21 protein-coding genes and 1 pseudogene are annotated in these 24930 nt (G+C 60.4%); 11 read left to right on the forward strand and 11 right to left on the reverse strand.

What is annotated here, in order from left to right; all coding sequences use genetic code 11:
* Nucleotides 1–10: 10 nt before the first annotated feature.
* Nucleotides 11–664: a tRNA (5-methylaminomethyl-2-thiouridine)(34)-methyltransferase MnmD gene (gene mnmD, locus LXN00_RS01740; RefSeq protein WP_234503834.1), complete on the forward strand. Its 654-nt coding sequence runs from the start codon at nucleotides 11–13 to the stop codon at nucleotides 662–664.
* Here mnmD and LXN00_RS01745 read toward each other — a convergent pair.
* The gene (locus LXN00_RS01745) at nucleotides 588–1754 is read right to left on the reverse strand and encodes a polysaccharide deacetylase family protein (RefSeq protein ID WP_234503837.1); all 1167 of its coding nucleotides are present in this window, start codon (nucleotides 1752–1754) and stop codon (nucleotides 588–590) included. The two genes, mnmD and LXN00_RS01745, sit on opposite strands and share 77 nt — an antisense overlap.
* Nucleotides 1745–2911, reverse strand: a complete 1167-nt coding sequence (locus tag LXN00_RS01750; RefSeq protein ID WP_234503840.1) for an MFS transporter — start codon at nucleotides 2909–2911, stop codon at nucleotides 1745–1747. Before LXN00_RS01750 ends, LXN00_RS01745 begins: the two co-directional genes overlap by 10 nt.
* Nucleotides 2912–2925: 14 nt before the next feature.
* Here LXN00_RS01750 and LXN00_RS01755 point away from each other — a divergent pair, with 14 nt between their 5' ends.
* Nucleotides 2926–3609 (forward strand): glycosyltransferase family 2 protein, encoded by a 684-nt coding sequence (locus LXN00_RS01755; protein ID WP_234503843.1) that lies wholly within the window; start codon nucleotides 2926–2928, stop codon nucleotides 3607–3609.
* On the opposite strand, the gene LXN00_RS01760 is transcribed toward LXN00_RS01755, so the two are convergent.
* The 5 genes and pseudogenes from LXN00_RS01760 to LXN00_RS01780 form a co-directional block, all read right to left on the reverse strand.
* Nucleotides 3548–4759, reverse strand: coding sequence for a glycosyltransferase family 4 protein (locus LXN00_RS01760; protein WP_234503846.1), 1212 nt, complete (start codon nucleotides 4757–4759; stop codon nucleotides 3548–3550). The genes LXN00_RS01755 and LXN00_RS01760 overlap by 62 nt on opposite strands.
* Nucleotides 4759–5832, reverse strand: a complete 1074-nt coding sequence (locus LXN00_RS01765) for a glycosyltransferase family 4 protein (protein WP_234503849.1) — start codon at nucleotides 5830–5832, stop codon at nucleotides 4759–4761. The genes LXN00_RS01760 and LXN00_RS01765 overlap by 1 nt, the downstream gene beginning before the upstream one ends.
* Entirely contained in the window at nucleotides 5825–6307 is a 483-nt protein-coding gene (locus tag LXN00_RS12780; RefSeq protein WP_234504137.1) for a glycosyltransferase family 4 protein, read from the reverse strand. The genes LXN00_RS01765 and LXN00_RS12780 overlap by 8 nt, the downstream gene beginning before the upstream one ends.
* A gap of 144 nt (nucleotides 6308–6451) precedes the next feature.
* Nucleotides 6452–6814 (reverse strand): annotated as a pseudogene (locus LXN00_RS12785) (glycosyltransferase family 1 protein); the annotation flags it as partial.
* Nucleotides 6815–6873: 59 nt separating this feature from the next.
* Nucleotides 6874–7452, reverse strand: a complete 579-nt coding sequence (locus LXN00_RS01780; protein ID WP_234503851.1) for a pyroglutamyl-peptidase I — start codon at nucleotides 7450–7452, stop codon at nucleotides 6874–6876.
* 60 nt (nucleotides 7453–7512) lie between these two features.
* Between LXN00_RS01780 and LXN00_RS01785 the strand changes: the two genes are divergently transcribed.
* Together LXN00_RS01785 and mfd are read left to right on the forward strand one after the other, a co-directional pair.
* On the forward strand, nucleotides 7513–8349 hold the full coding sequence (locus LXN00_RS01785; RefSeq protein WP_234503853.1) for a DegV family protein: 837 nt from the start codon (nucleotides 7513–7515) through the stop codon (nucleotides 8347–8349).
* Between the two features lie 23 nt (nucleotides 8350–8372).
* A complete protein-coding gene (mfd, locus tag LXN00_RS01790; protein WP_234503855.1) occupies nucleotides 8373–11309 on the forward strand; it encodes a transcription-repair coupling factor in 2937 nt (978 codons plus the stop codon).
* Here mfd and LXN00_RS01795 read toward each other — a convergent pair.
* Genes LXN00_RS01795 through LXN00_RS01810 form a run of 4 tightly spaced genes read right to left on the reverse strand, consistent with a single transcriptional unit; the run spans nucleotide 11306 to nucleotide 15163 of the window.
* A complete protein-coding gene (locus LXN00_RS01795) occupies nucleotides 11306–12784 on the reverse strand; it encodes an aldehyde dehydrogenase family protein (RefSeq protein ID WP_234503857.1) in 1479 nt (492 codons plus the stop codon). The two genes, mfd and LXN00_RS01795, sit on opposite strands and share 4 nt — an antisense overlap.
* Nucleotides 12785–12787: 3 nt before the next feature.
* Nucleotides 12788–13690, reverse strand: coding sequence for a R2-like ligand-binding oxidase (locus tag LXN00_RS01800; protein ID WP_234503860.1), 903 nt, complete (start codon nucleotides 13688–13690; stop codon nucleotides 12788–12790).
* 4 nt (nucleotides 13691–13694) lie between these two features.
* Nucleotides 13695–14738 carry an alcohol dehydrogenase family protein gene (locus LXN00_RS01805; RefSeq protein ID WP_234503863.1) on the reverse strand — a complete coding sequence of 348 codons (1044 nt, stop codon included), beginning with the start codon at nucleotides 14736–14738 and terminating at the stop codon, nucleotides 13695–13697.
* A gap of 2 nt (nucleotides 14739–14740) precedes the next feature.
* Nucleotides 14741–15163, reverse strand: a complete 423-nt coding sequence (locus LXN00_RS01810; RefSeq protein ID WP_234503866.1) for an SCP2 sterol-binding domain-containing protein — start codon at nucleotides 15161–15163, stop codon at nucleotides 14741–14743.
* 294 nt (nucleotides 15164–15457) lie between these two features.
* Between LXN00_RS01810 and LXN00_RS01815 the strand changes: the two genes are divergently transcribed.
* The 7 genes from LXN00_RS01815 (at nucleotide 15458) to LXN00_RS01845 (ending at nucleotide 24909) form a co-directional block, all read left to right on the forward strand.
* A complete protein-coding gene (locus tag LXN00_RS01815) occupies nucleotides 15458–16276 on the forward strand; it encodes a hypothetical protein (protein WP_234503869.1) in 819 nt (272 codons plus the stop codon).
* Nucleotides 16273–17979, forward strand: coding sequence for a long-chain-fatty-acid--CoA ligase (locus LXN00_RS01820; RefSeq protein ID WP_234503872.1), 1707 nt, complete (start codon nucleotides 16273–16275; stop codon nucleotides 17977–17979). Before LXN00_RS01815 ends, LXN00_RS01820 begins: the two co-directional genes overlap by 4 nt.
* The gene (locus tag LXN00_RS01825) at nucleotides 17976–19235 is read left to right on the forward strand and encodes a hypothetical protein (RefSeq protein WP_234503875.1); all 1260 of its coding nucleotides are present in this window, start codon (nucleotides 17976–17978) and stop codon (nucleotides 19233–19235) included. The genes LXN00_RS01820 and LXN00_RS01825 overlap by 4 nt, the downstream gene beginning before the upstream one ends.
* A 114-nt stretch (nucleotides 19236–19349) precedes the next feature.
* Nucleotides 19350–20456 (forward strand): hypothetical protein, encoded by a 1107-nt coding sequence (locus LXN00_RS01830; protein ID WP_234503878.1) that lies wholly within the window; start codon nucleotides 19350–19352, stop codon nucleotides 20454–20456.
* A gap of 135 nt (nucleotides 20457–20591) precedes the next feature.
* The gene (locus LXN00_RS01835) at nucleotides 20592–22169 is read left to right on the forward strand and encodes an ABC1 kinase family protein (RefSeq protein ID WP_267962551.1); all 1578 of its coding nucleotides are present in this window, start codon (nucleotides 20592–20594) and stop codon (nucleotides 22167–22169) included.
* Between the two features lie 199 nt (nucleotides 22170–22368).
* Nucleotides 22369–22530, forward strand: a complete 162-nt coding sequence (locus LXN00_RS01840; RefSeq protein ID WP_234503884.1) for a hypothetical protein — start codon at nucleotides 22369–22371, stop codon at nucleotides 22528–22530.
* Nucleotides 22531–22614: 84 nt separating this feature from the next.
* On the forward strand, nucleotides 22615–24909 hold the full coding sequence (locus LXN00_RS01845) for a 3-hydroxyacyl-CoA dehydrogenase/enoyl-CoA hydratase family protein (protein ID WP_234503887.1): 2295 nt from the start codon (nucleotides 22615–22617) through the stop codon (nucleotides 24907–24909).
* The last annotated feature ends 21 nt before the right edge of the window (nucleotides 24910–24930 follow it).

Consider the following 24930-nt stretch of genomic DNA (forward strand, 5'->3'; position numbering starts at 1 on the left):
TCTATCCAGGATGGAGCGCTTCCTCACGGCGGACGGGACCCCTACCCTGTACCACCCCCGCTACCGGGAGGCCTACCACCCTCGGCAGGGGGCCCTCCTGCAGGCCCGCAGGCTCTACGTGGAGAAGACCCTGACCCACCTCCACCCCGCCCCTAGGGTCCTCGAGGTGGGCTTCGGCCTCGGGGTGAACTTCCGGGCGGCCCTGGAAAGCGCCCTGGAGCGGGGGGTGCGGCTTCGCTACCTGGCGGTGGAGAAGGAGCCTTTGCCGAAGGAGGTGCTTGCGGGGCTCGCCCTTCCCCTCTCCCGGGCGGAAAGGGTGTTTAGGGAGATCCTCGAGGCCTGGCCCGCCGAGCGCTTCGTGGGGCCTTGGGGGGAGCTACGCCTGCTTTTTGGGGACATACGGGAGGTGCGCCTCCCCCGGGCCTGGGCCACGGCGGTGTTTCTGGACCCCTTTAGCCCCAAGGCCAACCCCGAGGCCTGGGAGCTCCCCGTGCTCCTTGGGCTTCGGCAGGCCCTCAGGCCCAGGGGGCGGCTTGCCACCTACTCAGCGCAAGGGGCCTTCCGCCGGGCCCTGAAGCGGGCGGGGTTTAGGGTTCACCGCCTTCCGGGCCTGGGGAAGCGGGAGTGGACGGTGGGTATCGCCGTAAAAGCTCCTCCCGGGTGAGGTAGGCGAGGCTTGCGCAAAGGTTCTCCCGCTTGGGGAGTTCCCCCCGGTAAAGCCAGTAGAACCAGGCGCTGGCCAGGCTCGCCACCAGGCGGGGGAGGGGGGGGAGGGGGGCGGTGGCAAAACCGAAGAGCCTGCTGCCGGGGGCTAAGGAGGTGTAGCCGTACACGAGCCGCACCTCGGGGTCCTGGGCCACGCGCAGGGCCACCTTCTTAAGGCTTTCCCGGGTGTAGCGGATGGCCTCCAAAGGGGATAGCTCCATGGCCCTCTGGCTTTCCAGGTGGAGCTCCAGGGCGGGGGTCCCTTGGGGCAGGCCCGGGAGGCTCGGCCCGGGGAAAGGCTTTTTCTCCACCCGGAAGAGGTCAAAGGGGCCAAGCCCCGCCCGTTCCACCCGGTGGCGGAGGTTGTAGCGCTCCTCAAACCCCTGGAGGCCCCGGATGAGGGCGAGCCTGGGGGTGAGGGGAAGGGGGTTTAGCTCGTCCAGGGTTACAGGCCGGTAACCCAGGGCGAGCATCTTGGGCAAGGCGGTTTCCAAAAGCCTTAGGGTGCGCTCGGGGCCATCGTGGAGGAGGACCACCGAGCCTGGACGCAGGTAGTAAAGGAGCCTTTCCGCCAGGGCCTCGGGGGGGAGGGGAAGCCAGTCCTTGCCTTCCAGGTCCCAAAGGGCGATGCGCTTGCCCAGGGCCCTGGCGAAGAGCCGGGTGAAGGGGGTATGGAGGCCGTGGGGCGGGCGGTAGTACCGGGCGGGGGTTTGCGCCATGTGCCGCCACTCCACCCATGGGATGAGGAGCGCCCAGGCCCGGTGGTACGCCCCGTGGTCCTCCACCTGGTGCCCATCCTTCCGGATGGCCTCCACCAGGTGGGGAAAAGCCCTCGCCCTTTCCCCCGTGAGGAAGAAGGTGGCCTTTACCCCGTGGCGGCGGAGGAGGGCGAGAAGGGCCTCGGTCCTTTCCGAGGGGCCATCGTCAAAGGTCAGGGCCACCTTGGGCTCGCGCCGGCTTCCGTGGGCGTAGGCCCCAAGGCCCAGGAAGCGGAAGAGGAGGTCGGAAAGCCCGTAAAGGAGGAGGACGAGGCCAAGGGCTAGGTCCATCGTTCCCTCCTTAGAACGAGAGCGTAAAAGACCCCCAAGGCGAGGAAGGTGGCGCCGCCCGCAAGGAAAGGCGCTTGCGGGCCAAAGGCTTCCCAAAGGAGGCCTCCCACCGCCGGCCCCAAGGCCACCCCAAGCCCCTCCACGGTCATGAGCCCGCCCCAGACGGCGGCCCGGTTCTCCTCGGGGAGGTTTTTGGCCAAGAAGCCGTTCCAACCGGGCAGGAAGAGGCTATAGCCCATGCCCCCTAGGACGGCGAGGAGGGCCACCTCGGGCAAGCTTTTGGCGCTGGAGAGGCGCAACATGACCAGGGCGAGGAGGAAAAGCCCTCCCAAAAGGGCCAAACGGTAGCCCCGGCGGTCCACCAACCGGCCGGTGAAGGGAAGGAGGCCAAAGGCGAGCCCCCCTCCCAGGAGGAGAAACCCCCCCAGGGCCAGGGGCTCGAGGCCAAGCCGCTCCTTGGCGTACCGGAGGAGGAAGAGGGAGACCAAAGCGGGGGCGAAGGTCTGGCCGAAGGCGGCGGGAAGGAAAAGGAGAAGGCGGCCCCAAGGGTACGCCTCCCGCTTAGGAGGGGGCAGGGGGATGCGGAAGCCAAGGAGGCTTAGGGTGAGGAGGAAGGCCGCTCCCTGGGCCAGGAGGAGGAGGGTGAGGGCCGCCTCGGCGTGACGTTGGGCCACCTGCCCCACCCCCACGAGGCCGATGCCCGCCCAGGGCAGGACCAGGGTGAGGGTGAAGGAAAGCGCCCGGGCCTCCCGCCCAGGCACGGCGATGCGGCTCGCCAGGGTCATGAGCCCCGGGTAAAGGGTGGAGAGGGAAAGGCCCCAGAGGATGGCAAGGGCCCAGAGGATCCAGGCGGCTTCCGCTTGCGGCGTGAGGAGGAGGACCAAAAGCCCCACCCCTCCCGCCAGGGTGGCGCTCTTGCCGAAGCCCACCCGCTCCGCCAGGAGGCCCCCGAAGCTTTTGGAGAGGTTTTCCGCCAGTTGGTGGAGGGTGTAGGCCAGGGTGAAGACCCCGGGGCCCAGGTGGAGGCGGTCGGGGGCGTAGAAGGGCAAAAGCCCGGCGAAAAACCCGCTCCTTACCCCCTCCATGAGGCCCACGGCCAAGACGAGGCGAAGGAAGACGAACAGGCCTTCCCTGGCCCACGGCAAGAGGCGAAACACGCTAGAGTATACCCGTGCGCATCAGCGTGGTGATCCCCGCCCACAACGAGGAGGCCTACCTGGCCGGGGCCCTCGAGGCCGTCTTGGGGCAAGCCCTTCCCCCTTTTGAGGTCATCGTGGTGGACAACGCCTCCACCGACCGCACCCGGGAGGTGGCGGAGGGTTTTGGGGTGCGGGTGGTCCACTGCGCCCGCAAAGGGGTGGCCTATGCCCGCCAGGCGGGGCTTCTCGCCGCCCGGGGGGAGTGGGTGGCCATGACGGATGCGGACTCCAGGCCCTTACCCCACTGGCTCGCCGCCCTTTCGCGCCGGGCGGAGGGCGCTTTGGCCCTCTACGGGCCTTTGCGCTTCTACGGCGTTTCCCCTTGGGAGGCCGCTTTTTCCGAGTGGGGGTACCGGGCCTTTCTGCGCCTCATGGCCCTCTTGGGAAGGCCCAACCTGGCGGGGGCCAACATGATGGTTCTCAAGGAGGCCGCCCTTCGGGTGGGCGGCTTTCCCGAGGTGGAGGCCCGGGAGGACGTGCTTTTGGGTTACCAACTCGCCCGGCTTGGCTCCGTGCGCTACGTGCCCGAGGCCTTGGTCCTCACCTCGGCCCGGAGGCTAAAGGGAGGGTGGGGGAGGTTTCTCCTGAGGCAAGCTAGAAACCTCCTGGGCGATCCTCGAGGCTACTTCGGGGAAGGCGGGGAAAGGGAAAGATGAGCCGCCTGGGCTCGGCCCGCAGGATCTCGCTCGCCTCGTCGTAGACCGCCACAATCCTTTCGGCAATGCGCTCCGCCGAGCGCTCCATGGCCCAGGCACGGGCCTGGAGGGCCATGGCCTGCCGTTTGGCCTCGTCCCTTAGGAGCGCTAGGGCCTTCTCCGCCAGGGCCCGGTAATCCCCGGGGGGAACCAGGTAGCCCGTCCTGCCGTCCTCCACCCCCTCCAACACCCCTTCCGCCCCCACCGCCACCACCGGGACCCCCATGGCCTGGGCCTCCCAGATGACGAGGCCCTGGGTTTCGGTCTCGCTGGCGAAAAGGAAGAGCTCCGCCAGGCGGTAGTAGCCCCCGATGCGGTGGTAGGGCACAGGGCCCAGGAAGCGCACCCGCTCGGCGATGCCCAGCCCGTGGGCCAAGGCCTCGAGGGCAGGCAACTCGGGCCCTTCGCCGATATGGACCAGGTAGACGTCCGCCTCCCGGCTCAGCTCCGCCACGGCCTTCAGCACCACGTCAAAGGACTTCTCCTTGCCCAGGCGTCCCACGGTGATGAGGCGGCGCTTGCCCTCGGGCCAGGAGGAGGGGGAGGGGAGGGGGGCTTCCTCCAAAAGCCGCGTGTCAATCCCCGTGGGGATGACCCGGATGGGCCTTTCTATGCCGTAGCTTTCCGCCAGGCGTTTCACCGGCTCCGTGGGGGCGATCACCACCTCCACCCGGTTGTAAAAGGCCTTGGCCAGGCGGGGGACGATCCCCGTGTACTTGTCCAGGATGGCCAGGCCCGGCACGTAGTGGGCGTACTTCTCGTAGTGGGTGTGGAAGGTGGACACGTGGGGTAGGCCCTTGTTGCGGGCGATGCGAAGCCCCCAGACCCCTAGGGTTAGGGGGGTGTGGGTGTGGATGAGCTCAAACTCCGTGGGCAGGTACTTGGCGGAAGGCAGGGCGATCTGCTGGCCCTCGTAAAAGGGGTAGGCCACCGAGGGCACCCGCACCACCCCTTCCTCCTGAGCCGGGGCCTCGGGGTGCCTGGGGGCGATGACCCAAGCCTCGTGCCCCATGCGGCGAAGTTCCCGCAGGAGGAGGTAGACGCTCGTGGTAACCCCATTGGGGTTGGGGAAGTAGACGTCGGTGAAGAGGCCCACGCGGTAAAGGCGCATTAGCTAGATTGTAATGCCAGGCGCTCTAGTTCCTGGGCCAGGACCTTAGCGCTTAGGGCGCTCGTCCTTTCCTTTAAAATGCGCGCTCTTCCGTTTTTGCCCATGCGCTTAGCCTCCAGGGGATTGTCCATGAGCCAGCGTACTGCCTCAGCGATAGCCCGTGGGGAAGGTTCAATGAGTATGCCTTCGCTAGGTGAAAGAACCTCCTTTTGTGGGGGATGGGCGCTGGCGATGACAGGAAGGCCCGAGGCCATGCCTTCCAGGATGACGAGGCCTGGATTGTCTGCGAGGGTGGGGAAGAGGACGGCATCCACGGCTCGGTAGAGTTCTGGGATATCGTTTCGGTTTCCCAAAAAGCGCACGTTGGATGCCCTCAGGGCTTGGGCAAGCCAGCGGAGGGGATATGCCCAAGTGCCTTCACCCGCCAGGAGAAAGTCGGCTTCCACGTGAAGGGCTGCGAGCACGATGGCGAGTTGGTTTTTCTCAGGCGTGAAGCGCGCCGGCGTGAGGAGCGTGAAGCGCGTGAGTCCAAGTTTCCTCCGTAAGGAGGCACGTTCTTCTGGACTGGGAGGATGAAAGCGGTTGGGATCAACGCCTACGGGAATCACGTGAGCCTCTAGGCCAAAATGACGGCGTACATAGTCGGCTGCCCAATGCGTGCCCACAAAGATGCGGTCCGCTAAGGCCACCTTGCGTGCTTTGGTCATTCGGTACACAAAGCGATATAACCCCTTCAGGCCCAAGGGATAGTGGTACTCCAATTGATCGTGGAGAAACACGCTCCTCGGGCGGGATATGTGGGCCAGAAGTCCATAGGTGGAGGGGAACCAGGCCTGGATTACTCGTACATGGGCTTCCTGGGTAGAGGAAACGAGTTCTTTCAGGCGGGTGTACGTGGTGGTGGGTATGCCCTTTTCGTTTAGCGCCTGGACCAAAAACCGAAGCTTCGGGTTATGGGGTAGGTAAAGGATGGGCCGGATCCCGTAAGCGGTTAAGTGGGGAAGGGTTTCAAGCAACCATATTTCGCTCCCCGCAACCCGAGGAGCATCCGTTAAAAACGCGACCCTAAGCATGGGCTATCTCCGAAAGAACGTTCTTTAGACGCGCTGCGGCCTCAGGGAGAGTATGCTCCCTTAGGACCCGCTTGCGTCCGTTCACTCCAAGTTCTGGGCTTGCCAGGGCTTGGGTCAGGGCGCGGGCAAGGTGGCAAGGGGAGGTGGGGACGGTGAACCCCTCTACCCCATTTTTAAGGAGTTCCTTTTGGGCAGGAATAGGGCTGGTGACCACGGGAAGCCCCGAGGCCATGGCCTCGAGGGTAGCCAGGGATTGGTTTTCCCCCAGGGTGGGGAGAAGCATGGCGTCGGCAACCCGATAAAGCTCGGGCATATCCTCTCTCCGCCCGAGAAAAAACACGTTTTGGAGGTTGAGGGCCCGGGCAAAGCTTCGCCATACCGTAAGGAGCTCCCCGGTACCCACCAGGAGAAAGGTGACCTGGGGAAGCAGCCGAGCGGTCAGGAGCACAGCGAGGTGGTTCTTTTCCGGGCTCATTCGTGCGGGGACCAAAACCACCGGGCCTTGAAGGTTGTAACGTGTTCGTAGATATTCCTTTTCCCCCGGAAGGGGCGGTCGGAAACGGTGCGTGTCCACCCCGTTGGGCACAGGGTAAACTCGCTTCACGCTGTGGACATCTCTTAACCAACGCGCAGCCCAGTTGGAAACGGTGATGACCGCACGTGCCCGCCGAAGGTTAGGGGCTTGAAGTAGGCGGTACCCGAGCCTGTAGAGGTAGCGGCCTCCCAACGGGTAAAAGATTTCTATTTGGTCGTGCACCAGAGGGACGAAATCCGGGAAGCGTGCATGAAAAGCGCGGTAACTATGGGGGTACCAGGCTGAAGCCACCACCAGGTCAAAGGTTCGGGGCAGTTCGTTGAGGCGGGTATAGGCATAAATGGGAATGCCTGCTTGCGCTAAGGACTGACGGATGGGCAGGTTGCCTGGCGCAGAGGGTAGGGCGGCCTCGGGGCGAAGGCCCAGGTCTCTAAGCCGGGGCAACATTTCCCGCAGATAAACCTCACTTCCGCCGATCGTTAGAGCATCGGTAAGGAAGAGCACCCTCACAGCATCTCCAAAAGAAGATGTACGGCTCGGGCCTGCTCCCGTAGGGGTACGTAGGGTCCTCCCCGTTTCAAGGCCAGCGCCTCATCGGGAGGCAGGTGGACGAAGGCCACGGGGACGCTTGGCGGCAGGTGGTAAAGGGAGAGGTAAAAGGCCTGGTTGCACAGGTAGCTTCCTGCGGAGAGGCTTATCCGGGCGGGGATGCCCGCTTCGCGAAGCCGCCGCACGCCCTCCTTGACGGGAAAGCGGGCGGGGAGGGCCAGAGGTCCCCCTGGCACCACCGCTTCGTCCTCCTTGAGGACGCCCCTGTTGTCCGGCCGCTCAAAGTCCAGGAGGTTGACCGCCAAGCGTTCTAAGGTGAGGAGGGGGCGGTTTTCCGCTAGGCCAAGGTGCAGGACGGCTTGGGGGTTTCGGGCGTGAAGGGCCCGCAAGGCTTCCGGGAGCGCTTCGGTGTCCACAGGGAGAAGGGCCGTCTGGATGGGCCTACCCCCTACGCCTTCTGGAAGGAGGGCGAGGAGGGCGGCGGAGGGGTTGTGGTCTAGGCCGCCGAAGGGTTCAAAACCGGTCACGAGAAGCATGGAACAACCCGAGGCGCCATTATAGCCCATAACCTTTTGACCCAGTATAAGATAGGGGGCGTGGAACTGGGCCTCGTGACCGACACGGCGGCGGACCTATCGCCCAAGGTCCTCCAGGAAGAAGCGGTGGGCCTTGTGCCCATTTACGTCCACCTGGCCGGGCGCAGGTACAAGGACTGGCAAGAGCTCACCCCGGATGCCCTTTACCAGGCCATGCGGGCGGGGGCTGAGCCCGTCACCGAGCCCCCCAGTGTGGAGGATTTCGCTGAGGTGTATGAGCGGCACCTTCAGGTATATGATCGCCTCCTTTCCATCCACGTGTCCGGGGAGCTTTCCAAGACCGTGGAACGGGCCCGGGAGGCGGCCTTGAAGGTGGCTCCTACCCGGATCCGGGTGGTGGACTCGGGCATGGTGTCCGCCGGGCTTGGGGCCATGGTGCTCCGGGCGGTGGAGATGCTGAAAGGCGGGGCAGAGGAAGAGGAGGTGGTGCGGGAGCTAGAGAGGCTTAAGCGTTCCAGCCTCTACTTCAGCGTGGCGGACCTCTCCCACCTGGCCCGCAACGGCCGCTTGCCCCGCTTCGGCGAGGTGGTGGGGAACCTTTTGGGCCTTCGGCCCATCCTGCGCATTGAGAAGGGGCATATCCGCTTCCTGAGGGTAGCGCGGGAAAACGCCGTGCCCGAGGTGTTAGCCCGGTTGGTCCTGGACGAGTTTAGGGGGCGTGCGGCCCGCATCACCATCGCCCACACCGATGCCAAGAGCGAATGGATTGAGGGGCTAAAGAAAGCCTTGGAAAGCGCTTTGCGGCTGGAACGGGGCCGCATTACCCGTTCGGGGGCCACCATCGCCGCTAACGTGGGGCTTGGCGCTTTGGCCGTGCACGCCTATTCGGTAGAATGACGGGTGGCCCTTTGGGCCAGCCCATGGATACCCTTCTCCATACCCTCTATGGCCACCGCTTAAGCCTGCCCCAGGTGGCGGCGGCTTGGCTTTTTGCCCGGGAAACACCCCCGGCGGTCCTCTTGGCTCCGGAGGAGCGCTTGAAGCGCTACCAAGATCTTTCCGCCTTTGGGGTACCTGTCTACGTGAACCCAGGCCTCGAGGCTCTGGAGGAGAAGGCCCTTTTTCTCTTCTCCTACGAGGAGGCCCTGGCCCCCTTTCCCGAAAACCCCGAGGCCTGGCGCTTAGTCCTGGAAGTGGGGCGGCGTTACCCGCGGGAAGCCCTCCTTTCCCGCCTCCTCCAGATGGGCTACGCCCGGGACGAGGACTACCGGGTCCTGGGGGAGGTGTTGGAGCTCGGGGAGGTGCGGCTGGAGTTCTTTGGGGACGAGCTGGAAAGGCTCTTGGTGGCGGGGACGGAAAAGCGCCGCCACGTCCTCCTGCCCAAGCCGGGGAAAGCGGAAACCTTCTCAAGCCACAAGATCCGCCACTTCCCGGGGCCCGTCTACCTGGACACCCCTGCCCTGGCCCCCAAGGCCCTCTGGCCCCTCCTGGAGGGGCGGCCCCTGGTGGCCTTGGGGAGCGGGGTGGAGCTACCCCCCATGGAGCTTGGGGTGCGCCCCCTCTCCCCCTACCGGGGAAGCCTGAAGGCCTTGGAGAAGGACCTGGCCCGCTGGCTTGCGGAGGGCAAGCGGGTCCACCTCTTCGTGGGCCATGCCCGCACCTTGGAGTTCTTGAGTAGACGCTTTGGGGCCTTTAGGCCCCAGGTGGTGGAGCAGTTTCCGGGTCCCAAGGGGCGTCTCTCCCTCCTCCCAGGGGCCTTTGAGGGAGGGGCGGAGTGGGGGGAGCATGTTCTCCTCACCGAAGCCTTGGTCTTCGCCACGGGAGGTGTGCGGGCGAGGTTGCGCAAAGGGGAAGGCCTGGCCGACCCTGGGGCCCTTACCCCGGGGGACTACCTCATCCACCCCGAGTACGGCATCGGCCAGTTCTTGGGCTTGGAAACCCGGGAGGTTCTCCGGGCCAAGCGGGACTACTTGGTCCTGCGCTACAAGGGAGAGGGGCGGCTTTACCTTCCCGTGGAGCAGCTACCCCTCCTCCGGCGCCACCCCGGCACCACGGATGACCCTCCGGAGCTCTCCTCCCTTGGCAAAAACGAGTGGCAACGGGTCAAGGAAAGGGCGAGGAAGGACGTGGAGGAGCTGGCGGGGCGCCTCCTGGTCCTTCAGGCCAAGCGCAAGGCCACCCCAGGCCGGGCCTTTCCTCCCTTGCCCGAGTGGGATCCCCTCATAGAGGGCGGGTTCCCCTACCAGCTCACCCCTGACCAGAAGCGGGCCCTCGAGGAGGTTCTAAGGGACCTGGAAAGCCCCCACCCCATGGACCGCCTGGTTTCGGGGGACGTGGGCTTTGGCAAGACGGAGGTGGCCCTAAGGGCGGCCCACCGGGTGGTGGGACACGGGGCCCAGGTGGCTTTCCTGGTTCCCACCACCCTGCTCGCCGAACAGCACGGCAAGACCTTCCGCGAGCGCTACCAAGGGCTTCCCGTGCGGGTGGCGGTGCTTTCCCGCTTTACCCCGGAGAAGGAGGAGGCAGAAATCCTCAAGGGCTTGGCGGAGGGCACGGTGGACATCGTCATCGGCACCCACCGCCTCCTGCAGCCGGACGTGCGCTTCAAGGACCTGGGCCTCCTCATCGTGGACGAGGAGCACCGCTTCGGGGTGGCTCAGAAGGAGAGGATCCGGGAGCTCAAGGCGGAGGTGGACACCCTTTACCTCTCCGCCACGCCCATCCCCCGGACCCTCTACAGCGCCTTGGTGGGCCTAAAGGACCTCTCCAGCATCCAGACCCCGCCCCCGGGGCGGAAACCCATCCGCACCTTTCTTGCCCCCTTTGACCCCCTCCTCGTGCGGGAGGCCATCCTTCAGGAGTTGGAAAGGGGCGGCAAGGTCTTCTACGTTCACGACCGGGTGGCCTCCATTGAGGCCAGGCGGCGCTACCTGGAAAACCTCGTCCCCGAGGCCCGCATCGGGGTGGTCCACGGGCAGATGCCGGAAAGCCTCATTGAGGAGACGATGCTCCTCTTCGCCGAAGGGGCTTACGATGTGCTCTTGGCCACCACCATCATTGAGTCGGGCCTGGACGTGCCCGAGGCCAACACCATCCTCATTGAGCGGGCGGACCGGCTGGGCCTGGCCACCCTTTACCAGCTCCGGGGCCGGGTGGGCCGCCGGGACCAGGAGGCCTACGCCTACCTCTTCCACCCGCCCAGGCTCACGGAGGCGGCGGAGAAGCGCCTTAGCGCCATCGCCGACCTCTCCGACCTGGGCTCGGGCCACCTCCTGGCGGAGAAGGACATGGAGATCCGGGGGGTGGGGAACCTCCTGGGCCCCGAACAGCACGGGCACATCCGGGCCCTCTCCCTGGAGGTCTATACCGAGCTTCTGGAGGAGGCCATCCGCAAGCTCAAGGGGGAGGTGAAGGAGGAAAGGCCCCACGTCACCCTGGACCTGGCCCTTTCCGCCCGCCTGCCGGCGGAATACGTGGGGAGCCTCGAGGCGCGGAGCCGCTATTATGGCCGCTTCGCCGAGGCGAGGAGTTTGGCGGAGCTCTCCCGGCTGGTGCGGGAGCTCAAGGAGCGCTATGGCCCCTTGCCCGAGGAGGCGGAGAACTTCGTGAACCTGGCCCGGCTCCGCCTGGTGGCCGAGCGCAAAGGGGTGGTCTCCATCACGGAGGACCTCACCCATCTCCAGGCCATCTTCGCCCAATGGCCCTTGGACTACGATGCCCGGGGGCTTAAAGGCCTTCCCTTCCGCGTGGAGATGACCCAGTACCCCCCCGGCTTCCGCCTGGAAAAGAAAGGTTTAAGGCCCCGGGACTATCCGGAGGCCTTAATGGAAACGCTGTTTCTTTTCGCAGACCGTTAGCTCAAGTTTAGCCAAATGCTTTTCACTTCCGTATAGTGTTCTAGGGCATAGCGGCCCATTTCCCTACCCAGCCCACTTTCCTTGAAGCCACCCCACGGGCTGGTGGCATCTAGGAGAAGGTAGCCGTTGACCCAAACGGTGCCAGCCTTTAGGCTGTGCGCTACGCGGATCGCTTGCTTTAGATCTTCGCCCCAGACGCCTGCAGCCAGGCCATAACGGGTTGCGTTGGCCCGCTGAACGGCTTCAGTTAAATTCTCGTAGGGGAGAATGGTGAGAACAGGTCCGAAGATTTCTTCCTGCGCGATCGTGTGGTGATCCTCAGCCAGGAAAACCGTGGGTTTGACGTAGAATCCCTTAAGCGAATGGTTGGGTTCCCCACCCAATAGAAGCTCAGCGCCTTCCTCCTTTCCTTTCCGAATATAGGAGAGTACCCGTTCTCTATGTTCCTCGCTGATTAACGGTCCCATTTGGGTAGCCGGATCTAGCGGGTGTCCCTGGCGGATGTTTTTAACTGCATCCAGGAATGTGTTCATGAAGGTGTCCAGGTAGCTTTTGGGTACAAAAAGGCGGCTACCAGCAGCGCAGACTTCGCCCTGGTTAAAGAAGGCGGCAAAAAGTACGCCACGGACTACTTTTTGTGGATCCGCATCTTCCAATACAATGTTGGGCGACTTTCCCCCAAGTTCTAGGGTAACACGCTTTAGGTGCTCTGCTGACTTTTTGAGGATAGACTTGCCAACCTCAGGCGAACCAGTGAAGGATATTTTCGCAACCCTTGGATGCAGAACAAGCGCCTCTCCTGCTTCTGGACCGAAACCCGGTACGATGTTTACTACTCCCTTGGGGAAGCCAGCTGCTTCGATGAGTTCAGCAAGGTACAAGGCGGTAAGGGGGGTAAGTTCAGAAGGCTTTAACACCACGGTGTTCCCTGCAGCAAGGGCGGGGGCTAACTTCCAGCTCGTAATGAGGAGGGGGAAGTTCCAAGGGGTAATTGCTCCGATCACGCCTAAGGGTTCGCGCCGGGTGTAGGCAAGGTAGTTTCCTGGGAGAGAGACCGGGAGAACTTCCCCTGACCATTTGGTACTCCATCCGGCAAAATAGCGAAAGTGTTGTGCAGCCAGGGGAATATCTGCGGTCCGAGCCTCAATATAGGGCTTGCCGACGTTAAGGGCTTCCAGAATGGCGAGGGCTTCGGCGTGCTCCTCTATAAGCTCCGCGAGCCGGAAAAGCAAGCGGCCCCTTTCGTCGGGGCTTGTCCGTCCCCATGAGCCCTGAAGGGCCCTTTCAGCAGCGAGAACAGCCTGGTCTACATCGGGAGCTTTGGCCCGCGCTACCCAGGCGAGGACCTCCTTCGTAGCTGGGTTGAGGACAGGGAAGCGCTCCCCGTCCTCAGCTTCTACGAACCTACCCCCAATGTAAAGCGGTCCAACGCGCTTCAGGAACTCGTCAATTTGACGCGGGACGTTGATGACCATGGTTTAAGCTTCTCCTTCCTCCATTTCTAAGGCAATTTGTTCAATCTCTTTTAGGCTCTGGTTGCGAGCCAGCTCCAATCGCCGGTAGCGCTTTTGGAACTGGCCCATGGCATAGTTGACGAACTCCCCGACTTCTAGTTGAAGGGGAAACCCCTGCGGGTAGGCGCGGAAAATGTCTTGAACGACGCCGAGGGCGTAGGGAAGAAGGTAGTTCATTCGGCGCTCCACGATCTCCCACAAGGATGGGTTTTCTGCGAGCAACCGGGAAAGGAGGTAAATGCCGTAGGCGATATGGCGAGACTCGTCGCGCTGGACATGGCGAATACCCTCTATCGTTCCGGGAAGCTTCACGCCCCGTTGACCTAAGAGTTCAGCGGCGCGATAATAGGCGTAGTAGCCTGTTTCCGCCAAAACGCCCTCAACGATCATGTTGTACGTAACTGCGGCTTCTGCTTGCGCTTCCGGGGAGGGATCGTCCAAAAGCCGCCCCATTGCTTTCGGAAGTTCCTCGTAGAAGATCTTTTTGTAGTTATTGCTATGGAACCGCTCTAGATTAGTTTCTCGGGCCACCTCCCGAATGAGGAGATCAAAGAATTCTACGTGTTTGGCTTCGTCCACGAGGAAGGTGGTTAGGTACATCTCTTCTTCCAATCGCCCCTCACGAGCGATCACCTGAACCAAGGGAAGCAGGTCAAGGGTTACAGCTTCTTCCCCGGACACAAAGAGGGAAGCCAAGTGGAGCGAAGCTTCTTTCTGCCCTTCGTTCAGCGCAGCAAAGCTCTCTTTGTCAACCGAGAAGTCAATGGCTTTAGGGTCCCAGAAATACTTTTTCGCCTTATGGTAAAGTTGGAGAGGAAAGGAATCCTTTAAGCCTTCCCGTGCTGTCTGGAAACCTTCGCGCAACATCTTTTCACCCCCTAACTACCAAAAGCACTTTGAGCGCCTCTTTGCGGTCAAACAGCTCGTATCCCCGAGGAGCTTCTTCTAGAGGAAGATAATGGGAAACGATCTTCTCCGGTTTTAGCCGCCCGCTTGCCAGGAGAGCCAGAACGGTATCAATGTACAAATGGACGTTGGCTAGCCCTATTCGGAAGGTTAGGTCCTTGACTAGCCCAGAAGCCAAGGGAAAGGGGAAGGAGGGTGCGTTGTCCACGCCGACAGCTGATACCCTTCCACCCGGCCGTACCATCTCTATGGCTAGGCTAAGAGTGGTTGGCCCGCCCACGGCCTCGAGGACCAGATCAGGTCCTTCATCATTGGTTTCAGAACGAGCGCGGCGGACCGGATTTTCTCGCTCAGCATTTATAGGAATGGCGCCGAGAGCGGCAGCACGTTCCAAGCGCTCGGGAATACGGTCAATGGCCAGAACTTTGCTCGCGCCTAACGCCTGTGCCACTTCGATGGCCATCAATCCCACAGGCCCAGTTCCGATGACTGCTACGCTGTCCCCGGGACGGAACTGGCCCTGAATAAGGCCCCCGTACGCCGTGGAAAGTATGTCGCCGGCAAAGATGGCCCTCTCAGGGCTGAGGTTTGGGGGCAGTTTGCGAAGATTGACGTGGGCAAAAGGTACCCGTAGCAGTTCTGTTTGGGCACCCTGGAGGTTGCCGAACATGGGGCCGTAACCGTAGACGCCCCCTCGCTCGCATAGGTTGTACTGTTGCCTCCTACAGTAGGTGCAGGTGCCACATGCGATGTGGAAGGGCCCTACAACCCAATCACCCGGCCTGAGGTTCGGGATACCCTCACCTACCGCCTCTACCTGGCCCACGAATTCGTGACCCAGAATGCTTCCTGGGAGTACGGGGATTTTGCCGTGGTAAAGGTGCAGGTCGGAACCGCAAATCCCAGCTAAATGCACCCGTACCAGAGCATCTAACGGGTGTTGGAGGCTAGGGGGGTCCACCCTTTTGACTGCGATTCGTTCCTTGCCTTCAAAAACAACCGCACGCATGGTTAGAGCCCTTCTGGATACTGGGTGGGGACTTGTTTTGCCGTATTGGTGAGCTCTAGGGCTGCCATCATGTACTGGCTGAGCGCGGCAAGGTCCCCCTTTTCGAGCTTTACTTTCCCCCGCATGAGTGCGGATACGGGGTCCAGTTCTCCCTCAATGATTTGCTTCCATGTACGGGCATCAGCGGTAATGATGTATGGTGCTTCCTCAAAATCCTGCGCAGTAGCTTGTCGTGCACCTCGGCATTCACCGTGGTAAAGATCCAGGTAAATGCCCCGCTTTTCTTCCAGGCCAAAGGCGGGATCCGGCTCTACCGCCAAGATTAGCGCCCCTTCCCATGTCGCTGCGGCCTGGCGATAGGCGGAATTGCCGTTCAGTGCTTCGCAGTATGCTTTGGCCCATTCGTCGGAAAAAGGTTCGTACATAGGTTTGTCACCTCCCGTTTGGGAATGCAGTTATCACCTTAGACCGGGTCAAGGCTTCTGTCAAGAGCCGTTAAGATGCTTGTACAATTGAGCTAAAAGGCTAGCAATATCAAAGTTTTGCATAATGTATAAAAAGCGAGACAAAAGACAATATGGACTAAGAGTACGTGTAGTGTTGTTAAAACCGTCCCCGCCCCTTGACGTTCAAGCTTGCCCCCGCCTAATGTAGGCACCAACGCTTGCAGCGGATCGCCTTTAGAAGGCGACGGAGCGGTTTGGAGGGGGGCGAAGCAGATGTTGGTGAGCCTGCGGAAAGCCGTACACGGGGCGGTTATTGGTTTGGTTCTGGTTTCTCAGGTTGGGGTGGGCAATCAATCTGAACTTCGGGTTGTTTCCCCACCGGATTTTCCGTCGGACTTGGCTGACCTCGAGGCCTTGCATGATGCTGGACGTTACCGGGAGGCGTACGAGAAGGCGCTACAGCGTAAGGATGCTTGGGGCTACATTTTGGCTTCCTATAGCGCGACGAATTATGCCCGCTATCAGGCGCAGGAGGCCGAACGCCAAGACTGGTTTAGGCGAGCTGCGGATGCGGCGCGCGAGGCGATCAAGTTGGCTCCACAAGAGAAGCGGAGGGCATCCTTTGAGGTGAGCGCTGAAGCCAAGGCGTACTTCGCTTTGGGGCAGGCGTTGGGACGGTATGTTCAGTACGCAGGGCTCTTCACGCAAGCCCTGTTGGTGAACCAGATACGTTCTGCCTTCAGTAAATCCATAGAACTGGCACCTCACTTTCCCGACCCCTATATCGGCATGGCTTTGTGGCATGCGGAGGGTGTTTCGCGGAACATATGCTTGATTTTTGGATGTCGGCGGGACCAGGTTCGCGTGTTCCTTGACAAAGCGGAGTCTTTGCGAAGCAACTCCAAGCGGGTCATTCTCGGTTATGTAGATGGGGGCTACGCCAACCTGCTAATAGGGGATTTCCAGGAATCCGATCGCGGGTTAAAAACGGCGCTGGCAACTCCCGCCAACACTGCCGAGGATCAATACGAGCACGAGCGGGCCAGGAAATTGTTGCAGGAGCTAGACCGCAAGAGGGGGGCAGGAAAATGACCCGTGCGCAAGAAAAGCCCTGGCTGAAGTTTTACGACCCGGGAGTGCCGTGGCAGCTTGAGTACCCTGAGGTCCCTGTACATGCTCTCTTGGAGGAGTCAGCTCGTAAGTGGCATTCAAAGGAAGCCCTTTTCTTTTACGGCACGAAGGTGACGTATGGCGAGCTTCTTGCTTTGACGCAGAGGGTTGCGGCAAATTTGCAGCACTTGGGTCTTCGGAAGGGGGATCGGGTAGCATTGATGCTTCCCAATACTCCCCAGTACGTGATGGCCTACTACGGGGTGTTGATGGCGGGAGGGGTTGTCGTCAACATGAGCCCCCTGTATACGCCCCGGGAGATGCGGGCGATTCTTGAGGATACAGAAGCCCGCTTTCTCATCATGATAGACTTCGCCTTCCCCCGCTACCTGGAAATAGAGGCGGAAACCCCTGTAGAGGTGGTGTTCACGGCGGGAATCCAGGATTATCTTCCTCCTCCGCTTAATGTCTTGTACTTGGCAAAGGCCAAACAAGAAGGGATCTGGCAGGAGTTGCCGGAACATCCTAAGCGGAGGGATTTCAGCGCCCTCTTACAGGAAGGAAAACCCGCTCCGGTGGAGGTGGCTCCTGATGATCTGGCACTTTTGCAATATACGGGGGGTACTACGGGATCGCCCAAAGGGGCCATGCTCACCCACAGAAACTTGGTGGCGAACGTTTACCAGGTGTGGTCGTGGATGGAGGCGGGGCGTGTTAGGCAGGACAAGTTCCGCCTCGAGGAGGGCAACGAGGTGGGGCTATGCGCGGTTCCCTTTTTCCATGTGTACGGGATGACAGTAGCCCTAAACCTCGGCATCAAGGGCGGGGGGAAGCTTATTCTCGTACCCCGGCCCGAACCGAAGGAGCTCGTGGACCACGTGGAGGACCATCGGGTGACGCTTTTCCCGGGAGTACCCACGATGTACGTGGGCTTTCTTCAGGTGCCCAATTTGGCGAAACGGGATGTTTCCTCCCTTAAGTTCTGCATCTCTGGGGCTGCTCCCCTTCCTATAGAGGTGGCCAGGCAGTTTGAGGAGGTTACAGGGGCCAAGCTAGTGGAGGGGTATGGTTTGACGGAGGCAAGCCCTGTTACGCATGCCAATCCCCTTTTTGGGAAACGGAAGGTGGGCTCCATTGGCTTGCCTCTCCCTGGGGTGGAGGCCAAGGTGGTGGACAGTGAGGGAAGGGAGTTGCCCCCTGGGGAAGTGGGCGAACTGGTGGTTCGCGGCCCAAACGTCATGAAAGGCTATTGGCGGCGCCCCGAAGAAACGGCCCAGGTTCTGCGGGATGGGTGGCTTTATACGGGGGATATGGCCCGGATGGACGAAGAGGGTTATTTTTACATTGTAGACCGCAAAAAGGATCTAATCATTGCCGGAGGGTACAACATTTATCCCAGGGAAGTAGAGGAAGTTCTCTATATGCACCCGGGTGTCTTAGAGGCCGCGGTTGTGGGGGTGCCTGATCCTTACCGGGGGGAGACGGTCAAAGCCTTCGTGGTCTTGAAGCCAGAAGCGCGTGGGCAGGTTACGGAGGAGGATTTGGAAGCATTCTGCCGCAAACATTTGGCTGCCTACAAGGTGCCCAGAATATGGGAGTTCCGAGAGGAGTTGCCGAAGAGCTTGGTTGGAAAGGTTCTTCGGCGGGTGTTGCGCGATGAGGCTGGGAGTGGAGGTGGATCGTGAAGGGGTGGCGTGCCTACGTTTGGGCGCTATTGGGTGTGTTGTTGGGAGCGTGTGGCCTTCCGAGTCCCGAGCAGGCTAGGAGGAATCTAGCCCCCGAAACTCCACTCACGCCAGAGTACCGGGATATCCCTCTGGCGAGGATTCAGCTGGACGTGTGGGATCTCTACGATCTTCTTTTTGGTGAAAGCCCTAACGTCCGCCTGTTTACGGTAAGCGGGGGTCAGGCAAGAGGCCGTATCCAGCAAGGGGATATGGCCTTGGAGATAGGTGTTCCCGATTTTGGCTTACAGTTTTTCGTTTCTGCGCTAGAGCTTAATCGGGAGGTTAGGAAGGAGATTACGCTTCCCCGGATTAGTGGCGTGAATGCTGCCTTGCAAAGCCTGCTGCAACAGGCGCAACTTCCCGAGGCGTATCTTTTCCAAACGCTTACGCTTACCCTGCCTAGAGGGTACGTACGGGCCAGGGATATCGCTGTGTGTACGCAGGGAGCAAGCAGCAAGTGCACGGGAAATTTGATGGCAGTTAACGGTGGGAGCACGGAATTCCGCTTTAACACAGGGCAACCGGTGGAGGTGGTGGCTGAGGCGAGCGCTTTGCTCAATGCCTTGGGCGTGGCTGTGTTCTCGGGGGAGGTGCGCGTAGACCTTAGGTTGACGCCATTGGCGGATCTGGAGGACCTCCTGAGGTATGTTGCGCAGGAAGGCTGCAGCGTGTTAGGCTGCAACATTAGGCAAGTTGTTAGCCAGGCACGGGTGTTAGCCCCCTTCGGGGCTAAGTCTTCAGGCCCTTTTGTTGTTACCACAAAGGCACTTGCCTCACCACTAGGAGCGCTTCCCGCAGCTACTGTGGAGGAGCTCCAACGGTATACAGAAACGCTTGGGCTTACCCTGGAGTTGGAATCTGAGCTTCCCACAGAGGTCTTGGGCGTCACCCTGTGGGCCGGATCGGGGAACGAGCCTCGGTTTGACACGCCTTTGCCCGGGGATTTCGTCTATACGGTATCCGATCCCATACCTGCTCCTCAGGTAGACGCGGATGGGCGTTCACAGGGTGCAGTTCGTAAGAGGATTGCGGTTGAGCTGCCTCAGGAGGAGGCTAGGCGGTTCTTGGGGCTTCTGGGTCAAGAGAACGTTCACGTGGCGGCACGCTTGCACCTGCAGGGGCCTGCGGGTAGCCAGGGGGTCTTCCGGTTTAAGGCACAAGATCAGCTACGCATTTTTGCTAAGGGTACAGCGAGGTTGCGGATCGGGAGGTGAGGGATGCGCCGTGTTGGCTTGGTTGCGAGCGTTTGCTTGATTTTAGGGTCGGGTGCCTTTGGTCAGCCTGCCTTGTACCCGGAAGGTCCCCAGGCTCTTCCCTTGGAGGGAGGCTTGGAGATCGGGCTTCCGAGCCTGGGGTTGGATGTGGACAACAACACCCTGACCCTTGCCGACTTAATAAACGTGGCTGCCCTGTTGCGGGACCCCCAACCCACGGACATCCTCCTCTTGGCAGCTAAGGTACCCAGGGGTTCGGATTCGGTGGCTACGTTGCGTGGCCTGGGCCAGGTGTTTGCTGTGGCCTGGCCTTTTGGCGTAGACCCGCTAACGGGTTCCGCGGCCTTTAGCCTTGGACTTTCCTACGGGATTGAAGCTCGAGGTCGGCTTAATATTGGAAAAGATTTAGTTTCCCTGGCACAGGATGGAGCGCAACCGGGTGATGTGCTCGTTTTGGATGGCACCCAAGGCACAGGTGTGGTATTTGATCGGCTGACGCTTCAGGCGGCCTTACCGCTCTTGGATGGACTGGTGGTGGCTGGTGCGGAGCTATCGGTGCTTTACGCCCGCTTCCTGGGCCAGGCTGGTCTAGGCGGTAGTCTTTACTACGATGCCAACGGTTACGATGGGGTCGCAAGCCTCGAGGCGGTGGAGGGTGGCGGGGGGTTTGGGTATCAGCTCGGTTTTGGCGTTCGAACCCGCTTGCCTACTGTAGGGGCAGGAATTCGCTTCCGCGTTTTGGGTCAACTCAGCTATACTGGGGAACGTAGAACGGTAAGCGTGCAGGCCACCGATGCAGCGGCCTTGGACATTGTGGAATGCCTTCGCAATGGTACAGGCAATAGCCAGGTGAGTTGCGCTTCGCAAACGACTCAGACGGCTGGATCTTTATCTTTGCCCACAGAAATAGATGCCTATGCGTATTATCCTATTTTCCTTGGTCAGGGGGAGCCTTTGTTCCTTTTGGCTCGGGCACGTGGGGTATTTGGGGGTTTCCTGGACGAGGGGTGGCGGCTAGGTGTGGGCGCCTCGTACCGGTTGTTCACCCGGGTGCCTTTGGGGGTGGAGCTAGGAATTGGGGGTCCTTCGGGCTTCTCGCTAGGTTTTAGGCTGGGGGTGGAGTTGCCAGGAGCAGAGCTCCGTTTCGGTTTGGCGCAACGGGGGGGTTTCCTGCTGGGCGCGAAGGGGGCAGAGTTCCGGCTTGCGGCGGTGTTGAAGTAGGGGGGGATTGCGATGGTGGACTCGGTGCGACGGTACCGCTTATCGGAGGAGGAGCGCAGGCGGCTGAAGCAGGAACTAGAGGCTAAGGCGAAGACGATCACGCCTCGTGCCCGCATGCGAGCTGTGGTAAGCACCATGGCCCGTTATGGATTGTCCCAGCTTCTTGCGGGAGGCCTACCGCGGTCTGAGGAAGGATGGCGGGCACTAGGGCGTCGGGTAAAGCAAGCGTTTCAGGAGCTTGGGCCCACGTACATCAAATTGGGTCAGGTGTTGGTTACCCGGCAGGAGCTCTTTCCCGACCCATTTACGGACGAGCTTAAAACTCTCCTAGACGAGGTTCCTCCCATGGCCTTTCCCTACATCGCTTTGGTTTTGGAGGAGGAACTTCCCGAGGGATTGGAAACGTTTAACTGGATTGATCCCCAACCCCTTGCGTCTGCTTCTGTGGCTCAAGTGTATCGGGCGGAGTTGCGGGATGGGCGTGCTTGTGCGGTTAAGGTGGTGCGCCCGTTGGTGGACCTGTTGTTCCAAACCGACATTGGCGTGATAAAGCGGATCGCGTCCCGGGTTCAACGACTTTTGCCTCCTCCCATTGCTGCTTCGTTGGATTTGCCCGGTATATTGGAGGACTATTATTCTAGCGCCATGTCAGAGCTAGACATGCGTCTTGAGGCGCGCAATACCGAAGAGGGGCGCCGGATGGCGGAAGAATTCGCCACCTTGGCTGTTCCAGAGGTGTACTTGGCAACCCAACGAGTGCTCGTAATGGAGTTTGTAGACGGTTGGAACCTAAAAGATTTTCCGGTAGATTTCTTTACTTTTGAAGAGCGTCTTGAGATCATGTTGGACCTAGCCCACATTTACATTAAAACCTTCCTTGAGGGCTTATATCACGCGGATCCCCATGGGGGGAACCTGATGATACACCGGCATAACCGCAAGTGCTACATCATTGATTGGGGAATGATGGGTCGCATGGACGCTACCCATATAGAGGCGATTTTTCGCACGTTGCTTCATGTGCGGTCGGGCCAAGCAAAGGACGCTGCCGAAACGATCATGGAGGTTTACGAACCCACAGCCTTTACGGATCGGGGGAGGCTGCGGGATCAGCTTCGGGCTCTGGGCATCCATTACGTCAACACGGAGCAGGGTAGCCTGCGAAATTGGGGCGATTTTCTTATACGGTCTATAAAAATCGCCTTCCAAAATCATTGCCGCATCCCCTCGGGTCTTGCCTTGTGGGCAAAAGGATGGTCCGCGGCAGAAGGTACAGCGCGTTGGCTTTGCCCGGAGATTAGCTTCCATCATGTAGTGGAGTCTGCGGACATACGGATTATAGAGAGCTGGCTTAAGCGCCGGTTCAATTATCGCACCAATGCGAGCTTTTTGGCAGAAGGGTTGGAGTTTTTAGCCACGCTTCCCCGAAGGGTTAAGGAGATTTTGGAAAACTTAGCCTGGAATGAGTTTAGATTGGTTCTTGAAGGGAGGCTGGCCCACGATCAAGAGCGTCTGATGTCCCGGTTGGTTAACCGGCTCTCGTTGGGTATGTTAGCGAGCGGGCTCTTTCTCGGGGGATCCATTCTCCTGGCGTTTGGTGGGGATTCCTCCCGCGACCCCTTCCTTGTGCGGTTTGCGGGGCAGTTGGGGCTTTGGGGTGGCCTGATCCTTTCAGGGTACCTGGCGTATAAGGTTGTGCGGCAGCGCATTTAGGGGGTGTTGAATGGGAAAGAGCGATTTGAGCATGGAGGAGCGTATACGGGCCTTTTACAGGCAAAGCGGTGGGCCGTTGAACCCCAAGATCCCGGAACTCATAGAGCGGCATCTTCTTTATGGCAAGGATCACGGTCCCCCTGGACGCCGTGAGACGCTAGCCGATGCTTTCATGCGCTGGTTGATGGAGGATCCGAGCATGCGCCTGGTGGCGGAATGGTACATGCGCCGGCAGATGCGGCAAAGCTCGTTGGAGAGCCGGCTAGGACAAGTAGAGAAGGAGTTGGGAGCCTTGCGTGAGGAGGTGCGGGAGCTAAGGCGCGCGTTTCTGGAGCTTTGTAAGGAGCGACCGGGTAAGTGAGGTGCGATAGGGAGTAGGATACATCTTGACGGCAGATGCCTTTGGCATTAAACTTTGACCGAGTATAAGTTTGGGGAGGAAAAGATGCGTCGGATCAAAAAGGTTGGGGTCATAGGGGCTGGAACCATGGGCAGTGGGATTGCTGCGTTGGTTATTAGCGCAGGCATCCCAGTGGTGCTCCTGGATATACCCGGTCAGGATGACCGTAATGGTCCTGCTAAGCAGGGTCTGGAGCGTGCTCTGAAGTCCAAGTTTCCTGCGTTCATGGATAAGGATTTGGCAAGCTACATTGATGTGGGCAATATTGAGGATGACCTAGACAAACTGAAGGATTGTGACTGGGTAGTGGAAGCAATTGTGGAAAAGGTGGAGCCAAAACGGGCCCTTTATGCCCGGCTGGAATCCGTGCTGCATCCGGATGCTATTGTTAGTTCGAACACCAGCAGCATCCCGATGCGGGTTTTGTTGGAGGGTCGCTCGGAAGGATTTAAGCGCCGCTTCTTGGGGACCCACTTCTTTAACCCGCCCCGGTACCTCCACCTATTGGAGATCATTCCAACACCCGAGACGGACTCGGATGTTGTGGCAGCGATGCGGCGTTTTGGCGAACGTATCCTGGGTAAGGGTGTGGTTCTAGCCAAGGATAGCCCGGGATTTATCGCCAACCGGTTGGGCGTGTATGGAATGGTGCAGGCCATGCGGCTTATGGAAAAGCACGGCCTGACCATTGACGAGGTGGATGCCCTCACGGGCTCCCTCTTGGGGCGTCCTAATTCGGCTACCTTCCGTACGGCAGACCTTACGGGGTTGGACGTACTGAAGCTGGTGGCGGAAGAGCTTGCAGAGGCTACAGGAGAGGACTTTAAGCTCCCAGAGTGGTTTTATCAGCTTGTTGAGCGGGGGCTTTTAGGCGATAAGACAGGGGCAGGTTTCTACAAGAAAGTAGATGGGGAACGTTATACCCTGGATTACGCCACCCTCGAGTACCGCCCACGCCAGAAGCTAGAGCTTCCGGAGCTGAGTGCCTTGAAGGATAAACCCTTGGAGGAACGGCTTCGGGGAGCTCAGCAACTACCCGGAAAGTACGGTGTCTTTTTGAAAGAGCTCTTTGCCTTGACGGCCCACTACACCATTTCAAAGGCCCCCGACATCGCCTATGACCTTGTAGGGGTGGACCAGGCCTTGGAGTGGGGCTTTGGGTGGGAAGAAGGGCCCTTTAAGAACATGGATGCCCTGGGGTTGGATTACGTGCGCCAGGTTTTCCGGGAGTTTGGGCTTGAGGAACCCGACTGGATTCGGGGGCATGAGCGCTTCTATCTCAACGGGACCTTCCTGGGCTTTGATGGCGTATACCACCCCCTTCCAAGCCGTCCCGACATCATTCAACTGAAGCCTCTCAAGCGGGAGGGGAGGGTCCTGCATTCTACTTCCGAAGCTTCCATCTTGGACCTGGGCGACGGGGTGCTCTTGCTGGAGTTCCACAGCAAGATGAATGCCATCGGGGAAGGGGTCCTCCGAACCCTGGAGAAGGCGCTGAGAACGGTGGAAGCGGGGGATTACCTAGGATTGGTCATTGGTAATGAGGACCCCCGGGCCTTTTCAGCAGGAGCGAACCTCGCCCTCATTCTGTCCTTAGCTCAGGAGGGAGATTGGGCTGAGCTCAAGCGCGCCACATACTTTTTCCAACAGGCCACTAAGGCGATTCGGTACGCTCCGTTCCCGGTTGTGGTGGCCCCCTTCGGTCTGACCTTGGGTGGGGGAGCTGAGTTCATGCTCCATGCAGACCATGTGCAGGCGCATGCCGAACTGTATACCGGCCTTGTAGAGGCTGGGGTCGGCTTGTTGCCCGCAGGTGGGGGCACCAAGGAGATGCTCCTGCGCTTCACGAGGGAACTTTCTGGCTTCGCCCAGGCGGACTTGTTTGAGGGTGTGCGTCGGGCATTTGAGCTTATCGCCACGGCTAAGGTGGCCACAAGTGCTCTCGAGGCCAAGAAGCTCGGCTTCCTCCGGGATCGCGATGGCATAACGATGAACCGTGACTTCCTCATCGCAGACGCGAAGCGGAAGGTGCTGGAGCTTGCTGTGGATTACCGTCCTCCCCTTCCTTCCAAAATCACAGTTCTGGGCGATGAGGCCTTGGGCAACTTAAAGTACGCCGTTTGGCAATTCCGGGAGGCAGGGGAGATCACCGACCACGAGGTCAAAATTGGCCAGGAAATTGCGTGGGTTCTTTCGGGTGGAGGTGGACCGCGACGTGAGGTGACGGAAGACTTCTTGCTGGAGCTGGAGCGCGAGGCTTTTGTCCGGCTGTTGGGCACGCGGAAAACGCAGGAGCGGATTGCCTACACTTTGAAGACGGGCAAGCCGCTGCGGAACTAAGGTGGCGCTAGGGGGATGGAA

Source organism: Thermus brockianus, assembly GCF_021462505.1.
Taxonomy (GTDB): domain Bacteria; phylum Deinococcota; class Deinococci; order Deinococcales; family Thermaceae; genus Thermus; species Thermus hydrothermalis.